Consider the following 18,930-nt stretch of genomic DNA (forward strand, 5'->3'; position numbering starts at 1 on the left):
CGTGGAGTTCTTTCTATCATCCACATTTATTAGCCCACTTTTAGTAGGCTTGTTAGGTAGTGTGCTGTTCGAGGCACTGCTGAGCCCTCGCCCACAACCGTTTTGGAAACGCGGCATAGCCGCAAACACGCTGCACCTTGGTAGCTGGTTACTGTTGTTTGGCGCCTTTATGCTGCTTCTGCAACGCCCTTGGTTTGCTGTTGTTTTCATCTTATCGCTGCAACTCGTGGTCGTGCAGTCCAGCAATACTAAATCACGCACGTTGAACGAACCCTTTATTTGCCATGATTTTGAATACTTCTGGGATGCTATTTTGCACCCGCGTCTGTATGTGCCTTTTTTCGGCATTGGTCTCGCCATTGCTGCCAGCAGCGCCGGTGCGGTTGCGATTGGTAGCTTTTTGGTTTTTGAACCATCGCTAATTCGCCAATGGGGCGGCACCGTATTTCTAATGAATAGCCTAATGCTGATAGCCGCTGGCGCGTTACTCGTTTGGCTGGGGTGGCGAAAACTGCCGTCAATCTCATTGAACCCTGTCATGGATCTAGATCAGCTGGGACTATTTTCTAGTCTTTGGGCATATGGTATCGCCTTGGCACACTCCCAACCGCCCACGCCCGACGCATCGCCCTTTCAGCCACTTTCTCAACATCAGTCACTTGCTCAACATAGCCTTGAGCTAGAAGCCGATGCGGCAAAGCCAAACGTTGTGCTGGTACAAAGTGAATCGTTTTTTGATCCTCGCCCCTGGTGTAGCGAGATTGCCGCTGACTTACTGCCGAATTATGACGCTACCTGCCAGGAAGCTGTCGTGCAGGGAGCGCTGAATGTGCCCGCATGGGGCGCAAACACTGTGCGCACCGAATGCGCCGTTTTAACTGGCATAGCGCCTGACACCTGGGGACCGCGCCAGTTTAATCCTTATCGTACGCTGTCGCGCCACACACTGCCCAGCATTGCCAGTGCATTCAAAGCCCAAGGCTATCGAACTGTTTGTGTTCACCCTTACCCTGCTACCTTCTACATGCGTGACAGCGTTATTCCCAAACTAGGGTTTGAGACGTTTATCGACATTCGCGCATTCGAAAGCCAGGATAAGCATGGTCAGTATATTGGTGACCAAGCCGTTGCACGTAGAGTTGGACGCCTGCTTGAAGATAACGATAATAGGCCACTCTTTGTGTTTGTTATTACCATGGAGAATCACGGCCCTTTACACTTAGAAGCACCGGAAAAGGCCAGAGTAGCGTCAACATTGCCAGCAGCGCCGTGGCCACTACCGCATCATTTACGCGATTTGGCCGTTTACCTGCACCACTTAGGTGAATCAGATAAAATGCTCGGAAGCGTTAAAGCAGCGCTAAACTCTGCTATAAGACCAGGGCTGCTGGGCTGGTACGGTGACCACGTACCCATACTGCCTGCCGCATATAGGCACTATTCGCCTCCTGCTAGCAGCACCCCGTACATGATATGGTCAACGGAAGTAGATCGTAATTTATGCGACCAGCCGCCAATTGAGCGCGCGTCGTACATGCTGGAAGCAAACGAACTTGGCGTCCACCTATTTAAACGGGCGTTTGGACGCGATATAAGTAGCGATGTGATCAAGGCAGAACCAGAACCTCAGGAGCAAGAATGACTAAACGCGTTGCCATTATCGGTGCCGCCCATCGTTTCCCCGGCACCACACCTGAAACGTTCTGGCAGGACCTGCAAGCCGAAAAAGACCTCGTCACCCAAGTGGCCTCCGACCGTTGGAGCCACGATGCTTTCCTGCATCCCGACAAACGCCATCCCGGCACCAGCGTCACGTTTGCCGCGGGTAGCCTAGGCGATATAAGCGGATTCGACGCAGAGTTTTTTGGCATTTCGCCCCGTGAAGCGGCGAACATGGATCCGCAACAGCGCATGCTGTTAGAACTTACCTGGGAAGCCATGGAAAGCGCGGGCATCGTGCCCAGCACCCTGCGCGGTAGCCAATGCGGCGTTTTCCTTGGCGTCGCCAGCCTTGATTATTCCTATCGTCTTGCCGATGACATGTCGGCGATTGATGCCTCGACCGCGACAGGCAATACATCAAGCATCGCCTCTAACCGGCTCTCTTACGTCTTTGATCTACATGGCCCCAGCATGTCGCTGGATACCGCCTGCTCATCTTCCATGGTGGCATTCCACCAGGCATGCCAATCGATACGCAGCGGCGAAACTAATATGGCGCTAGCAGGTGGCATCAGCCTGCACCTGCACCCCTATGGTTTTATTATTTTTTCTAAGGCCAGCATGCTCTCGCCCACTGGCCGCTGCCAAGTCTTCGATGAAGCCGGTAATGGTTACGTGCGCTCAGAAGGTGCTGGGCTGTTTTTGCTAAAAGATTATGATCAAGCCGTGGCCGATGGCGATAATATCCTGGCCGTGGTAGCAGGCTCAGCAGTTAACACTGACGGCCACAAATCTGGCCTTACGGTGCCCAACCCCAGCGCCCAAATTGAATTAATGCGCCGCGCCTACGAACAGGCTGGCATTTCGCCGGACGAGATCGACTACCTTGAAGCTCACGGCACCGGCACCGCCGTTGGCGACCCCATTGAAACCCGGGCTATCGGCGAAGCACTCGGCAAGCATCGTAAAACACCACTTCTGATTGGCTCAGTGAAAAGTAATCTCGGCCATTTAGAAACGGCATCTGGCGTTGCCGGGCTTGCTAAAGCGCTTTACAGCCTGCAGCACCGTGAAGTGCCCGCCACCATTGGTATACGCAATCTTAATCCACGCATCAAATTTGATGAGTGGAACATTAGCGTTGTCACCAAAGCTCAAGCGCTCAAAAAACAGGGCCGCTTGGTCATTGGCGTCAACTCCTTTGGTTTTGGTGGCGCCAATGCTCACGTCATACTGGAAAGTGCCCCCGAAAAAGCACCAGCACCTCGCCAAGTGCCCGATGCTGCGCTACCCGTTCGTATTAGCGCACGAAGCCAGGAAGCACTGGCGGCTAATGCCCGTGCCCTAGCTAATTTCCTACGCGAAAGCGACCATGCTTTCTATGATACCGCCCACACGCTGAACAGCCACCGCGAACAACACACGTTTGGCGCGCTCTGTTTCGCCCAAACATCGGAAGCCGCCGCCAGCGCGCTCAGCCAGTTTGCTGAAGGTGAAACCAACAGCGTTGTGACACTGGAGCGCTTAGCTAACGCCCGAGGCCCAGTGTTTGTTTACGACGGGAACGGCTGCCAATGGGAAACCATGGGTCACGACCTGCTAGACAGCGAACCCGTGTTTAGCGACGCCATTGATTGTGTGGATACCCTGTTCCAGAAGCATGGTGATTTTTCACTGCGTGACGAGCTTGCGGGCCGTAACCAGGAAGAGTCCAGCGAAGGTCGCTTTGAGCGCACCGAAATCGCTCAACCCGCCCTGTTTGCACTGCAGGTCGCGTTAACCGAATGGCTTAAATCCAAGGGTATCGTGCCCACCGCCGTATTCGGCCACAGCGTTGGCGAAGTTGCTGCCGCCTGGGCATCCGGCGCATTAACGTTAGAAGACGCCGTTAAAGTTATTTATTACCGCAGTTTCTACCAGGGCAAAACCCGTGGTCTTGGGGAAATGACGGCTGTCGCTATCAGCGCAGAAGAGATCGCTCCCTGGCTTGAAAAACCCGAATTTAGCAACATTAGCCTGGCAGGCATTAACAGTCCCAAAGGCATTACGTTAGCAGGTGATCGTGACCAACTAAGCGCCATTGAGGCAGCCCTTAGCGAGCAGAGCACCTTTGCAAAGCGCCTGCCACTGGATTACGCCTTCCACAGCCCCGCCATGGACAGTATCAAAACAGGCGTCGTGGAAGCCCTGGCTGACATTCGTCCAGGCACCACTCAGATTCCTTATGTGTCCACCGTGACCGGCACCATCAGTGAAGGCACACAGCTGGATGCCCATTACTGGTGGCTCAATATTCGTGAACCCGTCCTATTTGACAACGCCGCTACGGTGCTTATTGAGCAGGGTTACAACGTATTTGTGGAAGTCGGCGCGCACCCCATCCTGCGTCGCTATATGAACGACTCCTTACGCCAGCAAGAGCGTAGCGGATTAGTGCTAGGCACCATTGAACGGCATAAGTCAGGCGCAGATGGTTTAACCCGCTGCCTCGGCCAATTGTTGCTAAGCGGGTTAAGCCTCGATAGCCACCACTTCTTCCCTGTAGAAGGCCAGCGCGTCCTGCTGCCACACTACGCCTGGCAACGCACCCAACTTTGGGTGCAAGGCACCAACGATGGCCAAGGGTTGCTTTCCCGCTATTATCAGCACCCGTTACTTGGCTACCCATTGGCGCAGCAGGATCACACCTGGGAAAGCCAGCTGGATACCAAGCGCCAGCCATGGCTGGCCGACCACGTCGTTGGCGAAGGCGCAGTCTTCCCGGGCGCGGGGTTTGTGGAACTTACGCTAGCAGCAGCCCTGCAGCAGAAAGATACACCGCTTTTAGACATTGAAGAGCTGGAGATTCGCGCTCCCTTACTGTTGGATGGGCCCAATGGGCGCACCATGCGCTTGACGCTGGATCCAGACGACGGCCGCTTAGCCATCCACTCCCGCGAGCCAGCCACCGGTAGCGAATGGCAGCTAAATGCCGTTGCTCGCCGCATGCGCGAAAGCCGCGGCTTCTTGCTCAACCAAAAAGCACCAAGCCTGCCAAGCCGCGCGCCAGACTATACCCTGGCCGAGCACTTGCAGATGGCCGAACGTATCGGACTGCATTACGGGCCTGCGTTCCAAGCCATTAGCCGTGGCTGGATTGAAGGCGACAGCGTCATTGGTGAAATTACCCTATCCGATAGTGTCCAGTCGCAGCTCGATACGCTGCACGTTCATCCGGGCATTTTGGATAGTGCTTTTCAGATGTTCATTCCGCTGCTAGCTCAACACAACGAGTTTGCAGCCCAGCTAGCCTTTGTGCCGGTTCGTGTTGGGCGCATCCAGGTGAACGCTGAAGCCGGTGCCCCGGTGCTGGCGCGAGCAGTAATGGGTAAGCGCGCGCCCCACTCCTTCACCGCCGACTTCGAACTGTATGACGCCGCCGGTAACGCCGTGGCCGTGCTTAGTGAAACCCGCTTCAAGGCGATTCGCTTAAACCGCGCTCATCACCAGCATTTTAGCTACCTGGATGTTGAGTTAACGCCTGCTCCGCTAAACGCGGCGACGCTTTCGCTGCCAGGCAGTGCACTCGCCCGGCTGGCTGGGCTAAGCGATGCGTTTACCGCCAGCACCGGCCAACGCTATGCCCAAGAAGTATCACCGCTGCTCGATAGCCTTAGCGAAGCCTTTACTGGTGTTAATGTTAACGCCGGCGAAGATCAGCTCGCACCGGAAACCATTTGGCAGTTACTGGTACAGGATTACCCCGACTATTTTGCCCCGATTCATATGGTGGGTCGCTTAGGGCTACACCGTGAGCAATTGTCCAGCGGCAACGACACCCTTGAAAGCCTAGGCATTACCACTGAGCACCTAGCAGGCATTAATCGCGTCCTTATCGGCGAAAACGGCTGGCAAGTGTTAGCCGCCGAGCTTGGCGCATTAATGGAAGCCACGCTAGCCACGCTGCCCACCGGTCAGCGGCTGCAGTTGTTAGAAGCAGGTCCCTGTACTCCCGCTCTGGGCCAGCGACTGCTCGAACAGCTAGCGAATACGACTATCTCTAAAGATGCGCACCACTACCGCGCCATCACCACCAGCGACACGGCTCGCCATCAGGCGGAACAGCTTCAAGAACGTTTCCCGCTGATGGATATTCAGCCACTGGAAGATTCACTGCCAACGCTTAGCCCTGCAGAGAAAGCCCAGCTGGCGTTTATCAGCGTGGACGTGACCCAGCCTGAACGCACCCGCCAGTTGATTGAAGCGCTGCCAGGCCAGCTTGCGCCAGGCGCTCAGGTAATGGTGATTGGTGTTCACCCGAGCCGTTGGCTTGATGACTTACTGGCGACACCCGGCATCGACCAAACCGCCCTAGAACAAGACAACCTTGTCGAGTGGTTAGCACAACAAGGTCTCAGCGTTTCGCCGCCGGTTGAGCTGGAAGAGAATGGTGCTTACCTACTGCATGGCCAATACGCAGCAAGCAATGACTCGCTGACGCAAACGGCAGCAGAGGCCTACCATTTGCTTGTCTCTGACGCGGAGCACGAAGCACTTGCTGCCCAGCTTGCAGAGCGGTTAGGCACCGCCAACACATGGCTAACCGTCAGCGACGCAACCCCGCAAGCACTGTTAAATACAGCGCTAGGTGAACGCGAAGACGTACCTGCCGCACTCAATGTGATTGATCTGCGTGGGCTTAAGGGCTGTACAACCGCCGCTCAAACCCAACGCTGCTACATGGCACAGCAGTGGTCACTGGCATTAGAAGCAAGCGGGCTGGAAAGCCAAGGCAGCCGTGTCACGCTTTGGCTACCGACCCAGGCTGCCAGTACAGGCGATGACGCCGCGCTATGGGGCTTTGGTCGTTCGCTCGCCAATGAAGCGGTTGGCCATAGCGTCACACTGATCGATCTACCAAACGTTCCCAGCGATGCGACGTTAAACGCCTTTGCAGCGTCGCTTGCTACGCCAGATAGCGAAAACGAGCTGGTAATAACGGTTGAAGGCGAGCGGTTTGCTACCCGCCTCCGTACCCTGCCCGCTCCTCACCCAGTCAAGCAGGCAAGCGCTGCGCCTCATCAGGCAATGACGCTGGGCTTTGCCCTACCAGGGCAACTGCGTCAGCTGCAGTGGCGGCCACGCCCACTGCCTGAACTTGGCGCGGATGACGTTGAAATTCGCGTCAAAGCGACCGGTCTCAACTTCCGCGATGTCATGTACACCCTTGGCTTACTGTCTGATGAAGCGATTGAAAATGGCTTCGCTGGCCCGACTCTAGGGCTTGAGTTCTCGGGTGAGATTATCGCGGTGGGTGCCAATGTTCAGCACGTTGCGCCCGGTCAGGCGGTCGTGGGCTTTGGACCCGCCAGCTTCAGCGACCGTCTCATTGCTAGCCAGAATGCCGTCGCGCCCCTGCCGGAAGGCGTCAGCTTTGCTGCTGCCGCGACGATACCGACCACTTTCTTCACCGTGTACTACGCGCTAAAACATCTAGCGCGCTTGGAGCCCGGTGAGAAAGTACTGATTCACGGTGCCGCTGGCGGTGTGGGTATTGCCGCGCTGCAAATTGCCCAGTGGCTGGGCGCCGATATCTACGCCACCGTTGGCTCTGAAGAGAAGCGCGACTTCCTGCGCCTTATGGGTGAAGAGCGCATTTACGACTCCCGCTCGTTGACGTTTGCTGAAGAGATCCTAGAGGACACGCAAGGCGAAGGCGTGGATGTCGTACTGAACTCATTGGCAGGCGAAGCGATTAACCAAAACCTCCGCGCATTGCGCCCGTTTGGTCGCTTCCTGGAATTAGGTAAACGGGACTTCTATGAAAACACTCATATTGGCCTACGTCCGTTCCGCAACAACTTAAGCTACTTCGGCATCGACTCTGACCAGTTGATGAAAGTGCAGCCTGCCCTCACCCAACGCCTGTTCGGTGAAATGATGGCGCTATTTAACGATGGCACACTCAGCCCGCTGCCGTTCACGGCGTTCAGTCACAACCAAGTGATTGATGCCTTCCGTTATATGCAGCAAGCACGCCAGATCGGCAAAGTGGTGGTCACCTACGAACAGCCTATTGCTCCACCGCGTAACGAGCTATTAGGCACCGGCGCTATGACACTAGCAGCCGACGCCAGCTATCTAGTGACCGGTGGTTTGGGGGGCTTTGGCCTAAAAACGGCTCAATGGTTAGTCAGCAAGGGCGCACGTCAGCTTATCCTGCTAAGCCGGAGCGGCCCCGCTAGCGAAGAAGCCCAAGCCGCTATCGCAACCTTTGAAGCCCAAGGCGTGAAAGTACTGGCTGCGGCCTGCGATATTACCGATTACGATGCGCTAGCAAGCGTTATGGCGCGCGTGCAACGCGAACTTAGCCCGCTGCGTGGCATCGTGCATGCCGCCACAGTGATCGACGACGGCTTGATTCGTAACTTAGATGCCGAGCGTATTCAAAAGGTGCTGGCTCCTAAAATTGACGGTGCCCGTCACCTGGATGCTCTCACCCAAGACATCCCACTCGACTTCTTTGTGCTCTACTCCTCAGCGACTACGCTATTTGGTAACCCAGGACAGGCCAATTACGTTGCCGCCAACCACTGGCTAGAAGCCTTTGCTGCCCGCCGTCGCGCCGCTGGTCTTCCTGCTACCTGCGTACGCTGGGGGGCCATTGAAGATGTCGGTTTCCTGGCGCGCAATACGCGTACACGAGATGCATTGCAAGAGCGCTTAGGCGGTTCTGCGCTGCGCTCTGATGACGCCCTCAAAGTACTCGAACAAATGCTGCTGACGCCTGGGCCAAGCCTTGGTGTTCTTGAACTTGAATGGGGCGCACTAGCACGCTTCTTACCCACCGCCCAGGCACCACGGTTTAACGAAATTGCCCGCACCAGCGATGATGATGGCAGCGTTGACCACGATGACGATATCAGTGCGCTACTAGCCGACCTCTCGCCGGAAGAGCTGCATAGCACCATTACCGACCTACTGCGCGCAGAACTAGCCAGTATCCTGCTGATTGATGAAGAGAAAATCGACATCAACCGTTCGGTATACGATATGGGGTTTGACTCGCTCATGGGCGTTGAATTGATGACTGCCATCGAGAACCGCCTGAACGTGCAAGTACCGGTGATGGTGTTGAGTGAAGCGTCAACGCTGAACAAACTGGCAGGTGTGCTGATTCAAAAATTACATCAGCATGACAATGATGTTGAAGAAGCGCCACAAGATGCGTTAGCCTCTCTGGCCGCTCGCCACGGGGCGGACGGGCTCAACAATGAGTCGGCTTCAACATCTACCACCGAGACACCATGACCGTAAAGCGCTCTGAACTGAAACGACAGCTGCTGGAACAGGCACGCAAGCGCCCAACGCCCCGTGCCACCAGCACCCAAGCCACTGCTATCTCAGGCGCCGAGGCAACTCAGACTGTTCCCGAGCGCTTTACACGATTTGATGCCCACCCGGGTTATCAGCAGCTAGTCATGATGCGCCAGGGCGCTAAACAGCTCGGGCTTATAGACCCGTTCTTTAAAGTCCATGACGGCCTCGCCGGTGCTACCAGCGTGATTGATGGACATGAGTGCATTAATTTCGCCAGTTACAACTACCTGGGTTACTCCGGTGACCCACGGGTTGTTCAAGCGGCATCCGACGCAGCGGCTCACTACGGCACCTCCGTCTCTGCCAGTCGCGTCGTCTCGGGTGAACGACCTATTCACGGCGAACTAGAGCAAGCGATCGCCAACATCTATGGTGTTGAAGACGCGGTTGTTTTTGTCAGCGGTCACGCAACCAATGTGTCTACCCTTGGCTACCTATTGGGCCCGAAAGACCTTGTGCTTCACGACGAGTACATCCACAACAGCTCGTTAGTCGGCGCACAGCTTTCCGGCGCCAAGCGTATATCTTTCAGCCATAACGATCCCGCCGCGCTAGACGCTCTGTTAAGCCGTCATCGCCATCAATTTGAACGCGTTCTTGTCGTCATTGAAGGGCTTTACAGCATGGATGGCGATATCCCCGACCTACCCCGCTTTATTGAACTGAAGCAGCGTCATCAGGCGTGGCTGATGGTCGATGAAGCGCATTCGTTTGGCGTCATGGGTGACACTGGCCTAGGCTTACGAGAGCACTTTGCGATTGACCCAACCGATGTTGATATATGGATGGGCACTATGAGCAAAACGCTATCAGGCTGCGGGGGCTATATCGCAGGCAATAAAGCGCTGGTCGAAACACTGCGCTACTTTGCACCCGGTTTTCTTTACAGCGTCGGCATGCCCGCTCAAGTGGCCGCGCCATCGCTTAAAGTACTGGAATTAATGCCCCAGGAAACCGAGCGCGTTACCCAGCTACAGGCAATTTCGCACTACTTCCTGGAGCAGGCGCAAGCTAGGGGAATGGACACCGGTCATAGCATTGGCTCTGCCGTCGTACCCGTTATTGTGGGTAGCTCGCCGCTCGCGGCACACCTCTCCCATGCGCTGTTTGCACAGCACATTAACGTGCAGCCTATTCTGTATCCTGCGGTTCCTGAAAAAAGTGCTCGGCTACGCTTTTTTCTTTCCTGTGAACACACGAAAGACCATGTTGACCAAACGCTGGATGCACTCGCGCTACTGCTCGCAAACGCCAAAGGGTGATTTATGGAGGAGTTCGAAACCCAAGCAGAGCGGGCTACCCCCTGCTGGTATGTAATCCAATGCAAAGGCGGCGAATCATTTCGCGCCGCAGAACACCTCACCAACCAAGGTTATGAGGTGTTCCATGCAGTGCTTAACGCTAAACGTAAGCGCCAAGGCAAACTTACCCTGGTGACCGAGCCACTTTTCCCCTACTACCTGTTTATTCGGCTGGATCAGACCGTCAGCAACTGGCGGCCAATTCGCTCTACCCGCGGCGTGCTGCGCCTACTCACCTTTGGCAACACGCCCATCGCCGTACCGAATGCCTTGGTAGATACCCTTCGCGCACAGCCGCATCATCAAGAAGGCAGCCACAGCTACTTCTGCGCTGGGGAAAAAGTGACGATCACCGACGGCCCCTTCAAAGATTTAGAAGCCGTTTTCAAACGTTGCAAAGGCGAAGAGCGCGCTATTGTGCTGCTTAACGTGCTACAACGCCCACAGGATGTTGAGATCTCTGTCGATAACTTACAGAAAAAATAACCCGTTGCCCGAGGCAAAACAGCGCCTCGGGCAGGGATACATTACATGCTCTGGTCAACCACTTCCTCAGCACTCAATCCTTCTTCACTATCTACAACGTCGAGCTGTTCCAGGAAGAAGCTTCGCGCGGCTTCACCGTTAACGCCACGCTCCTTAGCCCCGGCCTCCCACTGACTTGGAAGATCTGCGGCTATTTGTTGGAAGCGCTCAAGTTCTTCGGCCGGCAGTTCCACAAACGTATTGCCCTGCTGTTGCGCAAACTCGACGCCACGCTCATCCACCACGTCCATCATGTAGCCAAACAAGCGAGAGAGTCTTTCTCCCGACACGTCTTCAATGGCCGCACGATCTTCTTCAGAAAGCGAGGCCCATGTATCAGGGTTGATGACCAGCGAGAAACTCCCCCGATAAAAACCACCTGGCATCTGAACGGTGTAGGGCAACACTTCCGCTAGACGAAAACTTTTGAGCCCTTCAAGTGTTAGCATTGCGCCGTCAATAACGCCCTGTGTAGCAGCCTCATAAGTGCTAGCGGGGGGTAGTGCTACGCCGGTAAGCTCAAGTGCATTCGAAATGTCCGCCATAATGCCGCCACCGATACGAACACGCTTTCCGTCTAGGTCATCAAGGCTATCAATTTCTTCGGTAAGATAAAGCGCACCCGGCCCATGTACCCCAACCCCAATCACCTCAACCCCTCGGTGTTCATTAGCCTCGGCTAGGAACTCGTTATGGGTGCGCCAATAAGCCACCGACGCAGACTCGGACGAGAAATCCTCAAACGTGGGTAGCTCGGGCAGTTTGGTCAGCTCGAAACGCCCCGGCATTAACCCATGAAAAAGCCAAGTAACGTCGGCAACGCCATCTGCGATTAATTCCATTTGCGAGCCTGGCGGCCCCATATCGTGAACAACGTTAACAGTGACGCGCCCTTCGGTAGCTTCCTCAACCCAACTCCCCCATGTTGGCCAAACAATAGTGTTAACGCCGTGATTAGGGCCCGCCCAAGTACTAATCTGTAATTCAGTCGCGGCGGCGGCATGTTGTAAAGTGCCTAATGCCACCAAGGCAGAAAGCGTTGTCAGTGTAGCGAGTTTTTTCATTATTAATTTCCTCTCGTTTATTACAGGATTGGCGTGCAAGGTGCTGCGTTTTAATGTTTTTAGTTTTTAGTTGTTGCTTGTTAATTATTAATTGTTAGCCATTAGAGAGCGAGAACAAGACGATCCCCCTTAGCTCTCGAACAGCAGGCCATCATACGATCACTGGCAGCCCGCTCAGCACGGCTGAGTACCACGTCACGGTGATCAATATCCCCCTCGACAACAGCGACTTCACAGGTACCACACAAACCTTCGCAGCAGTCGCTTGGCACATCCACACCAAACGCCGTCAGTGCTTCAAGCAAGGTCTGATCATTCCCGACCTGAAGTGTCACGTTAGAGTCGCTAAGCACTACCTCGAAGGCATGCTCTTGCTCAGGGTCAAGGATGTTTGAGCGAGCCGAAAAATGCTCAACATGTAAGACGCCTTCAGGCCAGTTCTGCGCCAATACCTCGAGCGCCTCTAACATTCGTTCAGGGCCACAGCAGTAGACCTGGTCACCCTTGGCTACGTTACTAAGTGCGGTCGAGATATCAAGCCGACAGCCCTCATCGCTTGCATGAACGGTTAGCGCTTCGCTGTGGTCACGCTCGACGCGCTCCAAAAAGGCCATGGTTTGCCGCCCGGCGCCGCAATAGTGGAGTGTGTAAGGTTTGCCTAATGCCTTAAGTTGATCCGCCATGGTAAGAATCGGCGTAATACCAATACCGCCGGCTATTAAGGTATAGCGTTCTGCCGTCTCATCCAGGTGAAAATGGTTCTTTGGGCCAGCAATATGCAGCACGTCACCTGGTTTGATCATTTCATGGAAATATAATGACCCGCCACGCCCCGTAGGCTCACGTAAAATAGCAATAGACAAACGATGCTGGTCATTGCGCTTTCCACACAGCGAGTAATAGCGCCGCCATTCGCCTGAGACTAGCTCGATATGTGAGCCAGGTGACCAGTCCGGCAACTCACGGCCATAGGGATCGACAAGATCGACCCGAACGACTTCCTCGGCTTCACGCTCCACCTCAGCGACTACAACCCGACGCAAAATATCCTCTTTAATAGGCGCACCAATATGGAAATGCGTCGGGTTCTCTAACACCGCACGGTTACGACGCTCTGGGTTCTGCTCAGGATTCCACTCCACCCAAAGCGAGGTTGGACCACGGAAAGACGTATTAGGCAGATACTCGAACGTTTGGTCCTCGATGAGATGTATATGGGGTAAACGGCGGACAAACTCATCTAGAATAATCCGCATTTCCATGCGGGCAATATTCTTACCCATACATTGATGCGCACCATAACCAAAGGTGAAGTGCTCTGCTGAGTTATGGCGGTATATATCAAACTCGTCAGGGTTTTCAAAATGTCGTGAATCACGGTTAGCCGATGCCTGTACCAACAACAGTTTGCCACCTTTGGGGATCGTCACACCCCCTACGTCAGCATCCTCAGTAGCGATACGGCGCCAAGCCACCACAGAGCCAGCGGCACGGAGACACTCCTCAATGGCGCTGGGAATTAGCGTCGGGTTCTCACAGATATCATTCCAAGAAGCACGATTCGATAGCAGGATGCGGAAAGCATTCGTGGTGGCGAAAGCCGTCGTCTCATGGGCAGCTACCAAAATCGCCATCATCATTGAGCGCAGGTAACTCTCAGGCACAATCGCGGGGTGCTGGTTGTGCATACGAATCGAATCATACATCCACCCCTCACCCGTTGGCTCTTCACGCATGCGATCGAGAATAGCCTGCGCCGTTTGCCAGAATTGTCCCACGTCTTCAGCAATCTTCAGCTGCTGTTCTGGCGAGGGGCGGCCCCAGGTGTTGAGCGTGTGGGCGACAGAGAATTTGCGAAGTTCTTTGGCATCTTCGCTGGGCACCCCCAGAAAGCGCAGCGCCACGGTCATGGGAATTTCCCGAAACATCTCCTCCACCAGATCCGCGCGGCCTTTATCGATGAAATGATCCATATAGCTACGCGCTAACTCGCGAACCCATACCTCATGCTTCTCGAGATTTTCAGGCAGGAAAGCATCCATCAGTAGGCGGCGGCGCTCCATGTGGTCTGGCTCATCCTCATTGACCATGGTGCGACGCATTGCAAAGCCGTAGCTTTCGAGAATTTTTACCGCTTCGGGTGGCGCTGGCGTCAGCTTCTCCAACGCGATAGCGGGCGAAAAGGTCAGATTGTCACGAAAAACAGCTTTTACCTCCTCATAGCGGCTCACGACCCAATACCCAAGCTTAGGGCTAAAGAACACCGGCTCCTGCTCGCGAGACCAGCGTAGCGCCTCGGCGGGGTCGAGCTGGTAAGACGCGCCGAAAGGATCAAAAGCAGCAGCATCACGCGAGACGGGGCACCCCGTTGGTGATGTCACTGTTGCTTGGCTAGTTGCATGGCTAGTTGCATGGCTAGTTGCATAAGCTGGCTGATGAAAAGGGCAGCCTTCTGACATTTTATCGGGTTGGCGTGCAGGTGTGGTCATGATGTCTCCAAGGGGGAACGCTCGACAAGACGTTGGTTTTATTTTTGTCTCTATTAACGCACAATAATTATCTATTATAGAAACAAAAAATAGATGAAGTGTCGCGCACCGTCAATACATGTTTGCAGCCCCAAGGTACTGCGCCATACTTGTCGGTCCTTCATTGTCCATACGCAAACGTCTGTTCGAGGTTCTCCACTGATGTCGTCCACGCTTCAAACGCTTGATCGCGGCCTGCTCGCCTTAAAAATAGTCTCCGAGCATAATGAAGGTATCAGCATTGCTAAGCTTGCTGAGGAGCTTGAAGTCCACAGGACTATCGCCTACCGCATCGTCGCTACGCTCGAGTCACATGCCCTGCTTACCCGCACACAGGGAGGCACCCTTAGGTTAGGCGCAGGCATTACTTTGCTAGCTTCGCGTTTTGAACCTCAGCTCCATACGGTCGCCCTGCCATTGTTAAAAACCCTGGCCAAAGCAACACGTGCGACTGCGTTTATTTCTCTAGCCCAAGGGGAAGAGTGCATGGTGACGCTGGTCGCTGAGCCTGAAGAAGGAATGCTGCGTGTGGGATATCGCGTTGGCAGCCGCCATCCATTAACACAAGGCGCGGCTGGTATCGCAATCCTGGCAGGACGAGCACCAAAGGAAGAGGACAGCCCAGAGGTGAAGCAAGCCCGCGCTGATGGCTATAGCCTTACGCGGGGACAGCTTCAACGCGGCGCGGTTGGCGTAGCCACGCACATCCCGACTACCCAGTCTCGTAGTGGTATGGAAGCGTGTGTTGGGGTCGTCGCGATGGATGACCTGGATAGTGAGCGAGCAATTCGCGAGGTAAAGATTTCCGCGATACAGCTAGCGGAGCTGATAGGACAGTAGTGATAAGGCCAGTAATTTAAGGACAGTCGTGATAAGGACACGGCGAACTGGCACGCTTTGCGACCCGTTCGCCATTAGGCATCAGTTCGTACTTGAAAGCTTTAATGAAACACTCCCCTCCAGGACGGAGAGTAGTCACTACTTACTTGTCACTACTTACTTAGCGATGGAACTGCTTCTCCCGCTCGGGCTGCCAGAAAATCGCATCAATGCGTAGGCGTACTTCGGTGTTGTTGGGTAGCGGCCACTCAATGACATCGCCCACGCGCAAGCCAATTAACGCTGCGCCTATTGGTGCCATCACCGAAATTCCATCCTCAACGCTTTCAAGCGCATGAGGATACACCAACGTTCGAATCATCTGACGCTCGCGGGTCAGATCAGTAAAGCGTATCTGGCTGTTCATACTAACCACATCCTCAGGAATATCCTGAGGGTCAAGCACCTCTCCGCGCTCCAACTCCTCTTCCAGTAGCTCCGCCACCATCATGTCTTTTTCAGATGCGTTATCAATCAGGCGCTGAAGCCGTTCAGCATCAAGACGATTAATGATAATAGAAGGACGCTGCCCCATCTCTACTCTCCTTGGAAAGCAATCAATAGTGATGTTAGTGAGCATAAAACGCACCAACGAAAACAGCCCTTCCCCAGAGGGAAAGGACTGTGTCACAACAGTGTATGTGGTTTAGCTAATAAAAGCGATTAGATAACGCCCTGCTCAATCATCGCATCGGCCACTTTGCGGAAGCCCGCAATATTGGCACCCAATACAAGGTTGTCAGGTTCACCAAACTCACTTGCCGTATCCGCACACTGACGATGAATATCCGCCATAATCTGTTTAAGCTTCTGGTCAACTTTCTCTAACGGCCACTGCTCCATACTGCTGTTCTGGGCCATCTCCAACTGACTCGTCGCCACGCCACCTGCATTCGCTGCTTTGCCGGGTCCATAGGCAATTTTGGCCTCCAAAAAGACATCTACCGCCTCTTTGGTGGAAGGCATATTAGCACCCTCGCTCACGCAGGTAACGCCATTCGCCAATAGTGTTTTGGCATCGGCTTCGGTCAGCTCGTTTTGCGTCGCACAAGGGAACGCTGCCTCGCCTTCAATACGCCAAACCGCGTGACCATCCTGCGGGTAATCCCGAGCCGAAATATAGTGAGCTTCCGGGTGCTCATGCAGATAGCTTTCCAACGATACACGCTGGACTTCTTTTAACTGTTTTAGCAGGCCTAAATCGATACCGCTAGGGTCGTGAATAGTCCCCTTGGAATCACTACAGGTAACGGGCTTGGCACCCAGTTCATAGAGCTTCTCGATCGTATAAATCGCCACATTACCCGCGCCAGATACCAAGCAGGTTTTACCACGCAAAGCTTCGCCTTTAGCTGCCAGCATGTTCTCGGCAAAGTAAACCGCACCGTAGCCAGTCGCCTCTTTGCGACCGAGGGAACCACCCCAGTTTAGGCCTTTCCCCGTCAACACGCCCTCGTAACGGCCCGTTAAACGCTTATATTGACCAAATAGATAACCAATTTCTCGTCCACCAACGCCAATGTCCCCAGCGGGCACATCGGTATGCGGCCCAATATGACGATAAAGCTCCGACATAAATGCCTGACAGAAACGCATGATTTCGTTGTCAGACTTCCCTTTTGGATCAAAGTCAGCGCCGCCCTTACCACCGCCAATCGGCAACCCCGTTAACGCATTTTTGAAGATTTGCTCAAACCCTAAAAATTTAATGGTGCCCGACGTCACGCTGGGATGAAAACGCAAACCGCCTTTATAAGGGCCAAGCGCCGAATTAAATTGCACGCGATAGCCTTTGTTGACTTGTACACGACCAGCATCATCCACCCAGCTCACCCGGAACATAACCTGACGCTCCGGCTCAACAATGCGCTCAATAATACTGTGCTGATGGTAATGCGGCGCACGTTCGAACAATGGGCGAAGACACTCAAGCACTTCCTCAGTGGCTTGATAAAACTCAGTTTGTGCAGGGCTACTTTTCGCTAAACGTGTCAGCGTATCGTGAACATAAGGCATATACAGTCACCCTTTTATAGTTAAAAACGTCGATTTGCTGGCCAGAGCGATGACGTATTTAACTGCGGCAACGAATATATGCATACCCTATGCAGGTTCGGTATAGGCCAGAAACACATCAGAAATAGACTAAAGTGCTAGCTTTTCCGCCCAGTTTTGGTGCAATTAATAAATACTAATAAACGAAAAATAAACGACAGTGCTGCTTGGAAGTCAGTTTAAGTAAGTGTTTAAACACAGTTGATGCCGCCTATCCATTTTTTAATTCCCTAATACTCCAGCGGTGCTTTTTTAGTATTACGTGCTAACTTAAAAATAGGCGTGAACTTTAACAAATATTACTGAGCATTTTAGTTCTTGAGACAGGTCTTGAGTCAGGTCTTGAGTTAGACCTTGAGGTAATAAAGCAAAATGCTCTTTTCTGCGGGCAACGCTATAAGTAATTAATCTCTAAGGAGTTGATTATGCTAACCTTAAACTACTCTCGCACAAGCTACTCTCGAATCACTGGATTAGGCACTGTCATTGCCGCACTCACTTTCTCTCACTCCACTTTAGAAGCCCAGACCGTTAGCGGAACCATCGACGCTTCAATTACTCTTGAAGACGCTTGTTCAGTTAATGGGGAAGAAGGCGCTGCAGTCGACTTCGGCAGCTTGGCATTCGGCACCCACTCTGCCCTATTCGATCAGGCAGATGCCCAAGTGGCTGGAGGAGGTGGTATTACAGTGCTCTGCTCACCTGGAGTAACCCCCACCTTCACTCTGCTCAGCGGCCTTCATGATAACCAAGCCTCACCTGCTACCCATGCCATGCAAGATACTGCCGCAACGGCATTTGTCGGCTACACCTTGTACACAGATACAGCACGAACGGAGGCGCTGGCTGTAAACGACACCATCATACTCAGCGCATTCGCCAGCACTCCCCAGACAATCGATCTTTACGGAAGAGCCTTTGGCGACCCTGGCAACCTACCTGCAGGCACCTACGAAGACACACTGAATGTTGAGCTGTCCTGGTAGCTTCTCGAATGGCTCGGCGCTTGAGACTCATCGCCCCGATGATGATAGTGGCGGGGCTAACGCAGGCCTCTCCCACCGACACGTTCATGGTTTCAGCTACCATTACGCCTGGCTGCCTAATCAATAACGAAGTTCCTCCGGCAGGCACCCAGGTTGGGGCACTAGGAAGCCTAGCCTTTGGCACCGCCTCAGCGCTTTCACAGGAAACGCGTAATGTATCGCTGCTTGCCTCCGGGTCTTTTACGCTCAGTTGTACACCAGGAATTTCATTAAGCATGCGTATTGATGGTGGACTTCAGCCGGATGGTGATCGACAGCTCAAGCGGGAAAATGGCAGCGAAACGCTGGCCTACCAACTCTACCAGGATGCCGCTTCACAGAACGCGATTGGTATTGACCAGCCCATCACCTTAGACACCACGACCAGTCCTAATGATATTACCCTCCCCATCTGGGGCAGGTTAACGCTGCCAGGCAACCGCCCAGCAGATAGTTACCGCGACGAACTCGTACTAACGCTGGAGTGGTGACATCGCAGCGAAGGGCACAAGCTCGATTTAGGAGAACATCT

At 53.9% G+C, this 18,930-nt stretch carries 11 protein-coding genes; 7 read left to right on the forward strand and 4 right to left on the reverse strand.

The features are described from left to right. The first annotated feature begins 1 nt into the window (after window position 1). From ACN06F_RS11710 to rfaH, 4 genes are read left to right on the forward strand one after another with little or no spacing between them, the layout of a single operon-like run. Window positions 2–1,642: an LTA synthase family protein gene (locus ACN06F_RS11710; protein WP_433923947.1), complete on the forward strand. Its 1,641-nt coding sequence runs from the start codon at window positions 2–4 to the stop codon at window positions 1,640–1,642. Then, a complete protein-coding gene (locus ACN06F_RS11715) occupies window positions 1,639–8,952 on the forward strand; it encodes a type I polyketide synthase (RefSeq protein WP_433923948.1) in 7,314 nt (2,437 codons plus the stop codon). Before ACN06F_RS11710 ends, ACN06F_RS11715 begins: the two co-directional genes overlap by 4 nt. Beyond that, entirely contained in the window at window positions 8,949–10,283 is a 1,335-nt protein-coding gene (locus ACN06F_RS11720) for an aminotransferase class I/II-fold pyridoxal phosphate-dependent enzyme (RefSeq protein WP_433923949.1), read from the forward strand. Before ACN06F_RS11715 ends, ACN06F_RS11720 begins: the two co-directional genes overlap by 4 nt. Window positions 10,284–10,286: 3 nt before the next feature. Then, a complete protein-coding gene (gene rfaH, locus ACN06F_RS11725) occupies window positions 10,287–10,808 on the forward strand; it encodes a transcription/translation regulatory transformer protein RfaH (protein ID WP_433923950.1) in 522 nt (173 codons plus the stop codon). Window positions 10,809–10,849: 41 nt separating this feature from the next. Here the strand turns inward: rfaH and ACN06F_RS11730 are convergent, their stop codons facing one another. Continuing rightward, window positions 10,850–11,911, reverse strand: a complete 1,062-nt coding sequence (locus tag ACN06F_RS11730) for a TRAP transporter substrate-binding protein (protein ID WP_038485862.1) — start codon at window positions 11,909–11,911, stop codon at window positions 10,850–10,852. Window positions 11,912–12,012: 101 nt separating this feature from the next. Beyond that, on the reverse strand, window positions 12,013–14,400 hold the full coding sequence (locus tag ACN06F_RS11735; RefSeq protein ID WP_433923951.1) for a cytochrome P450/oxidoreductase: 2,388 nt from the start codon (window positions 14,398–14,400) through the stop codon (window positions 12,013–12,015). A 201-nt stretch (window positions 14,401–14,601) separates the two neighbouring features. On the opposite strand from ACN06F_RS11735, the gene ACN06F_RS11740 reads away from it, so the two are divergent. After that, a complete protein-coding gene (locus ACN06F_RS11740) occupies window positions 14,602–15,279 on the forward strand; it encodes an IclR family transcriptional regulator (protein ID WP_038485865.1) in 678 nt (225 codons plus the stop codon). A gap of 160 nt (window positions 15,280–15,439) precedes the next feature. On the opposite strand, the gene rnk is transcribed toward ACN06F_RS11740, so the two are convergent. Together rnk and gdhA are read right to left on the reverse strand one after the other, a co-directional pair. Further along, window positions 15,440–15,853, reverse strand: coding sequence for a nucleoside diphosphate kinase regulator (gene rnk / locus ACN06F_RS11745; protein WP_095603255.1), 414 nt, complete (start codon window positions 15,851–15,853; stop codon window positions 15,440–15,442). Window positions 15,854–15,981: 128 nt separating this feature from the next. Next, the gene (gene gdhA, locus ACN06F_RS11750; RefSeq protein ID WP_038485870.1) at window positions 15,982–17,334 is read right to left on the reverse strand and encodes an NADP-specific glutamate dehydrogenase; all 1,353 of its coding nucleotides are present in this window, start codon (window positions 17,332–17,334) and stop codon (window positions 15,982–15,984) included. Between the two features lie 464 nt (window positions 17,335–17,798). Between gdhA and ACN06F_RS11755 the strand changes: the two genes are divergently transcribed. Together ACN06F_RS11755 and ACN06F_RS11760 are read left to right on the forward strand one after the other, a co-directional pair. Beyond that, a complete protein-coding gene (locus tag ACN06F_RS11755; RefSeq protein ID WP_433923952.1) occupies window positions 17,799–18,359 on the forward strand; it encodes a Csu type fimbrial protein in 561 nt (186 codons plus the stop codon). 20 nt (window positions 18,360–18,379) lie between these two features. Continuing rightward, window positions 18,380–18,889, forward strand: a complete 510-nt coding sequence (locus tag ACN06F_RS11760) for a Csu type fimbrial protein (protein WP_167541180.1) — start codon at window positions 18,380–18,382, stop codon at window positions 18,887–18,889. Window positions 18,890–18,930: the final 41 nt, after the last annotated feature.

The organism is Vreelandella sp. 21 (assembly GCF_050995515.1).
In the GTDB taxonomy this organism is placed as follows: Bacteria; Pseudomonadota; Gammaproteobacteria; order Pseudomonadales; family Halomonadaceae; genus Vreelandella; species Vreelandella alkaliphila.

Bases quoted from the DNA above. Each gene is read 5' to 3' on its own strand.
- ACN06F_RS11715 (WP_433923948.1), top strand. From the start codon at position 1,639: ATGACTAAACGCGTTGCCATTATCGGTGCCGCCCATCGTTTCCCCGGC.
- ACN06F_RS11720 (WP_433923949.1), top strand. From the start codon at position 8,949: ATGACCGTAAAGCGCTCTGAACTGAAACGACAGCTGCTGGAACAGGCA.
- rfaH (WP_433923950.1), top strand. From the start codon at position 10,287: ATGGAGGAGTTCGAAACCCAAGCAGAGCGGGCTACCCCCTGCTGGTAT.
- ACN06F_RS11730 (WP_038485862.1), bottom strand. From the start codon at position 11,911: ATGAAAAAACTCGCTACACTGACAACGCTTTCTGCCTTGGTGGCATTA.
- ACN06F_RS11735 (WP_433923951.1), bottom strand. From the start codon at position 14,400: ATGACCACACCTGCACGCCAACCCGATAAAATGTCAGAAGGCTGCCCT.
- ACN06F_RS11740 (WP_038485865.1), top strand. From the start codon at position 14,602: ATGTCGTCCACGCTTCAAACGCTTGATCGCGGCCTGCTCGCCTTAAAA.
- rnk (WP_095603255.1), bottom strand. From the start codon at position 15,853: ATGGGGCAGCGTCCTTCTATTATCATTAATCGTCTTGATGCTGAACGG.
- gdhA (WP_038485870.1), bottom strand. From the start codon at position 17,334: ATGCCTTATGTTCACGATACGCTGACACGTTTAGCGAAAAGTAGCCCT.
- ACN06F_RS11755 (WP_433923952.1), top strand. From the start codon at position 17,799: ATGCTAACCTTAAACTACTCTCGCACAAGCTACTCTCGAATCACTGGA.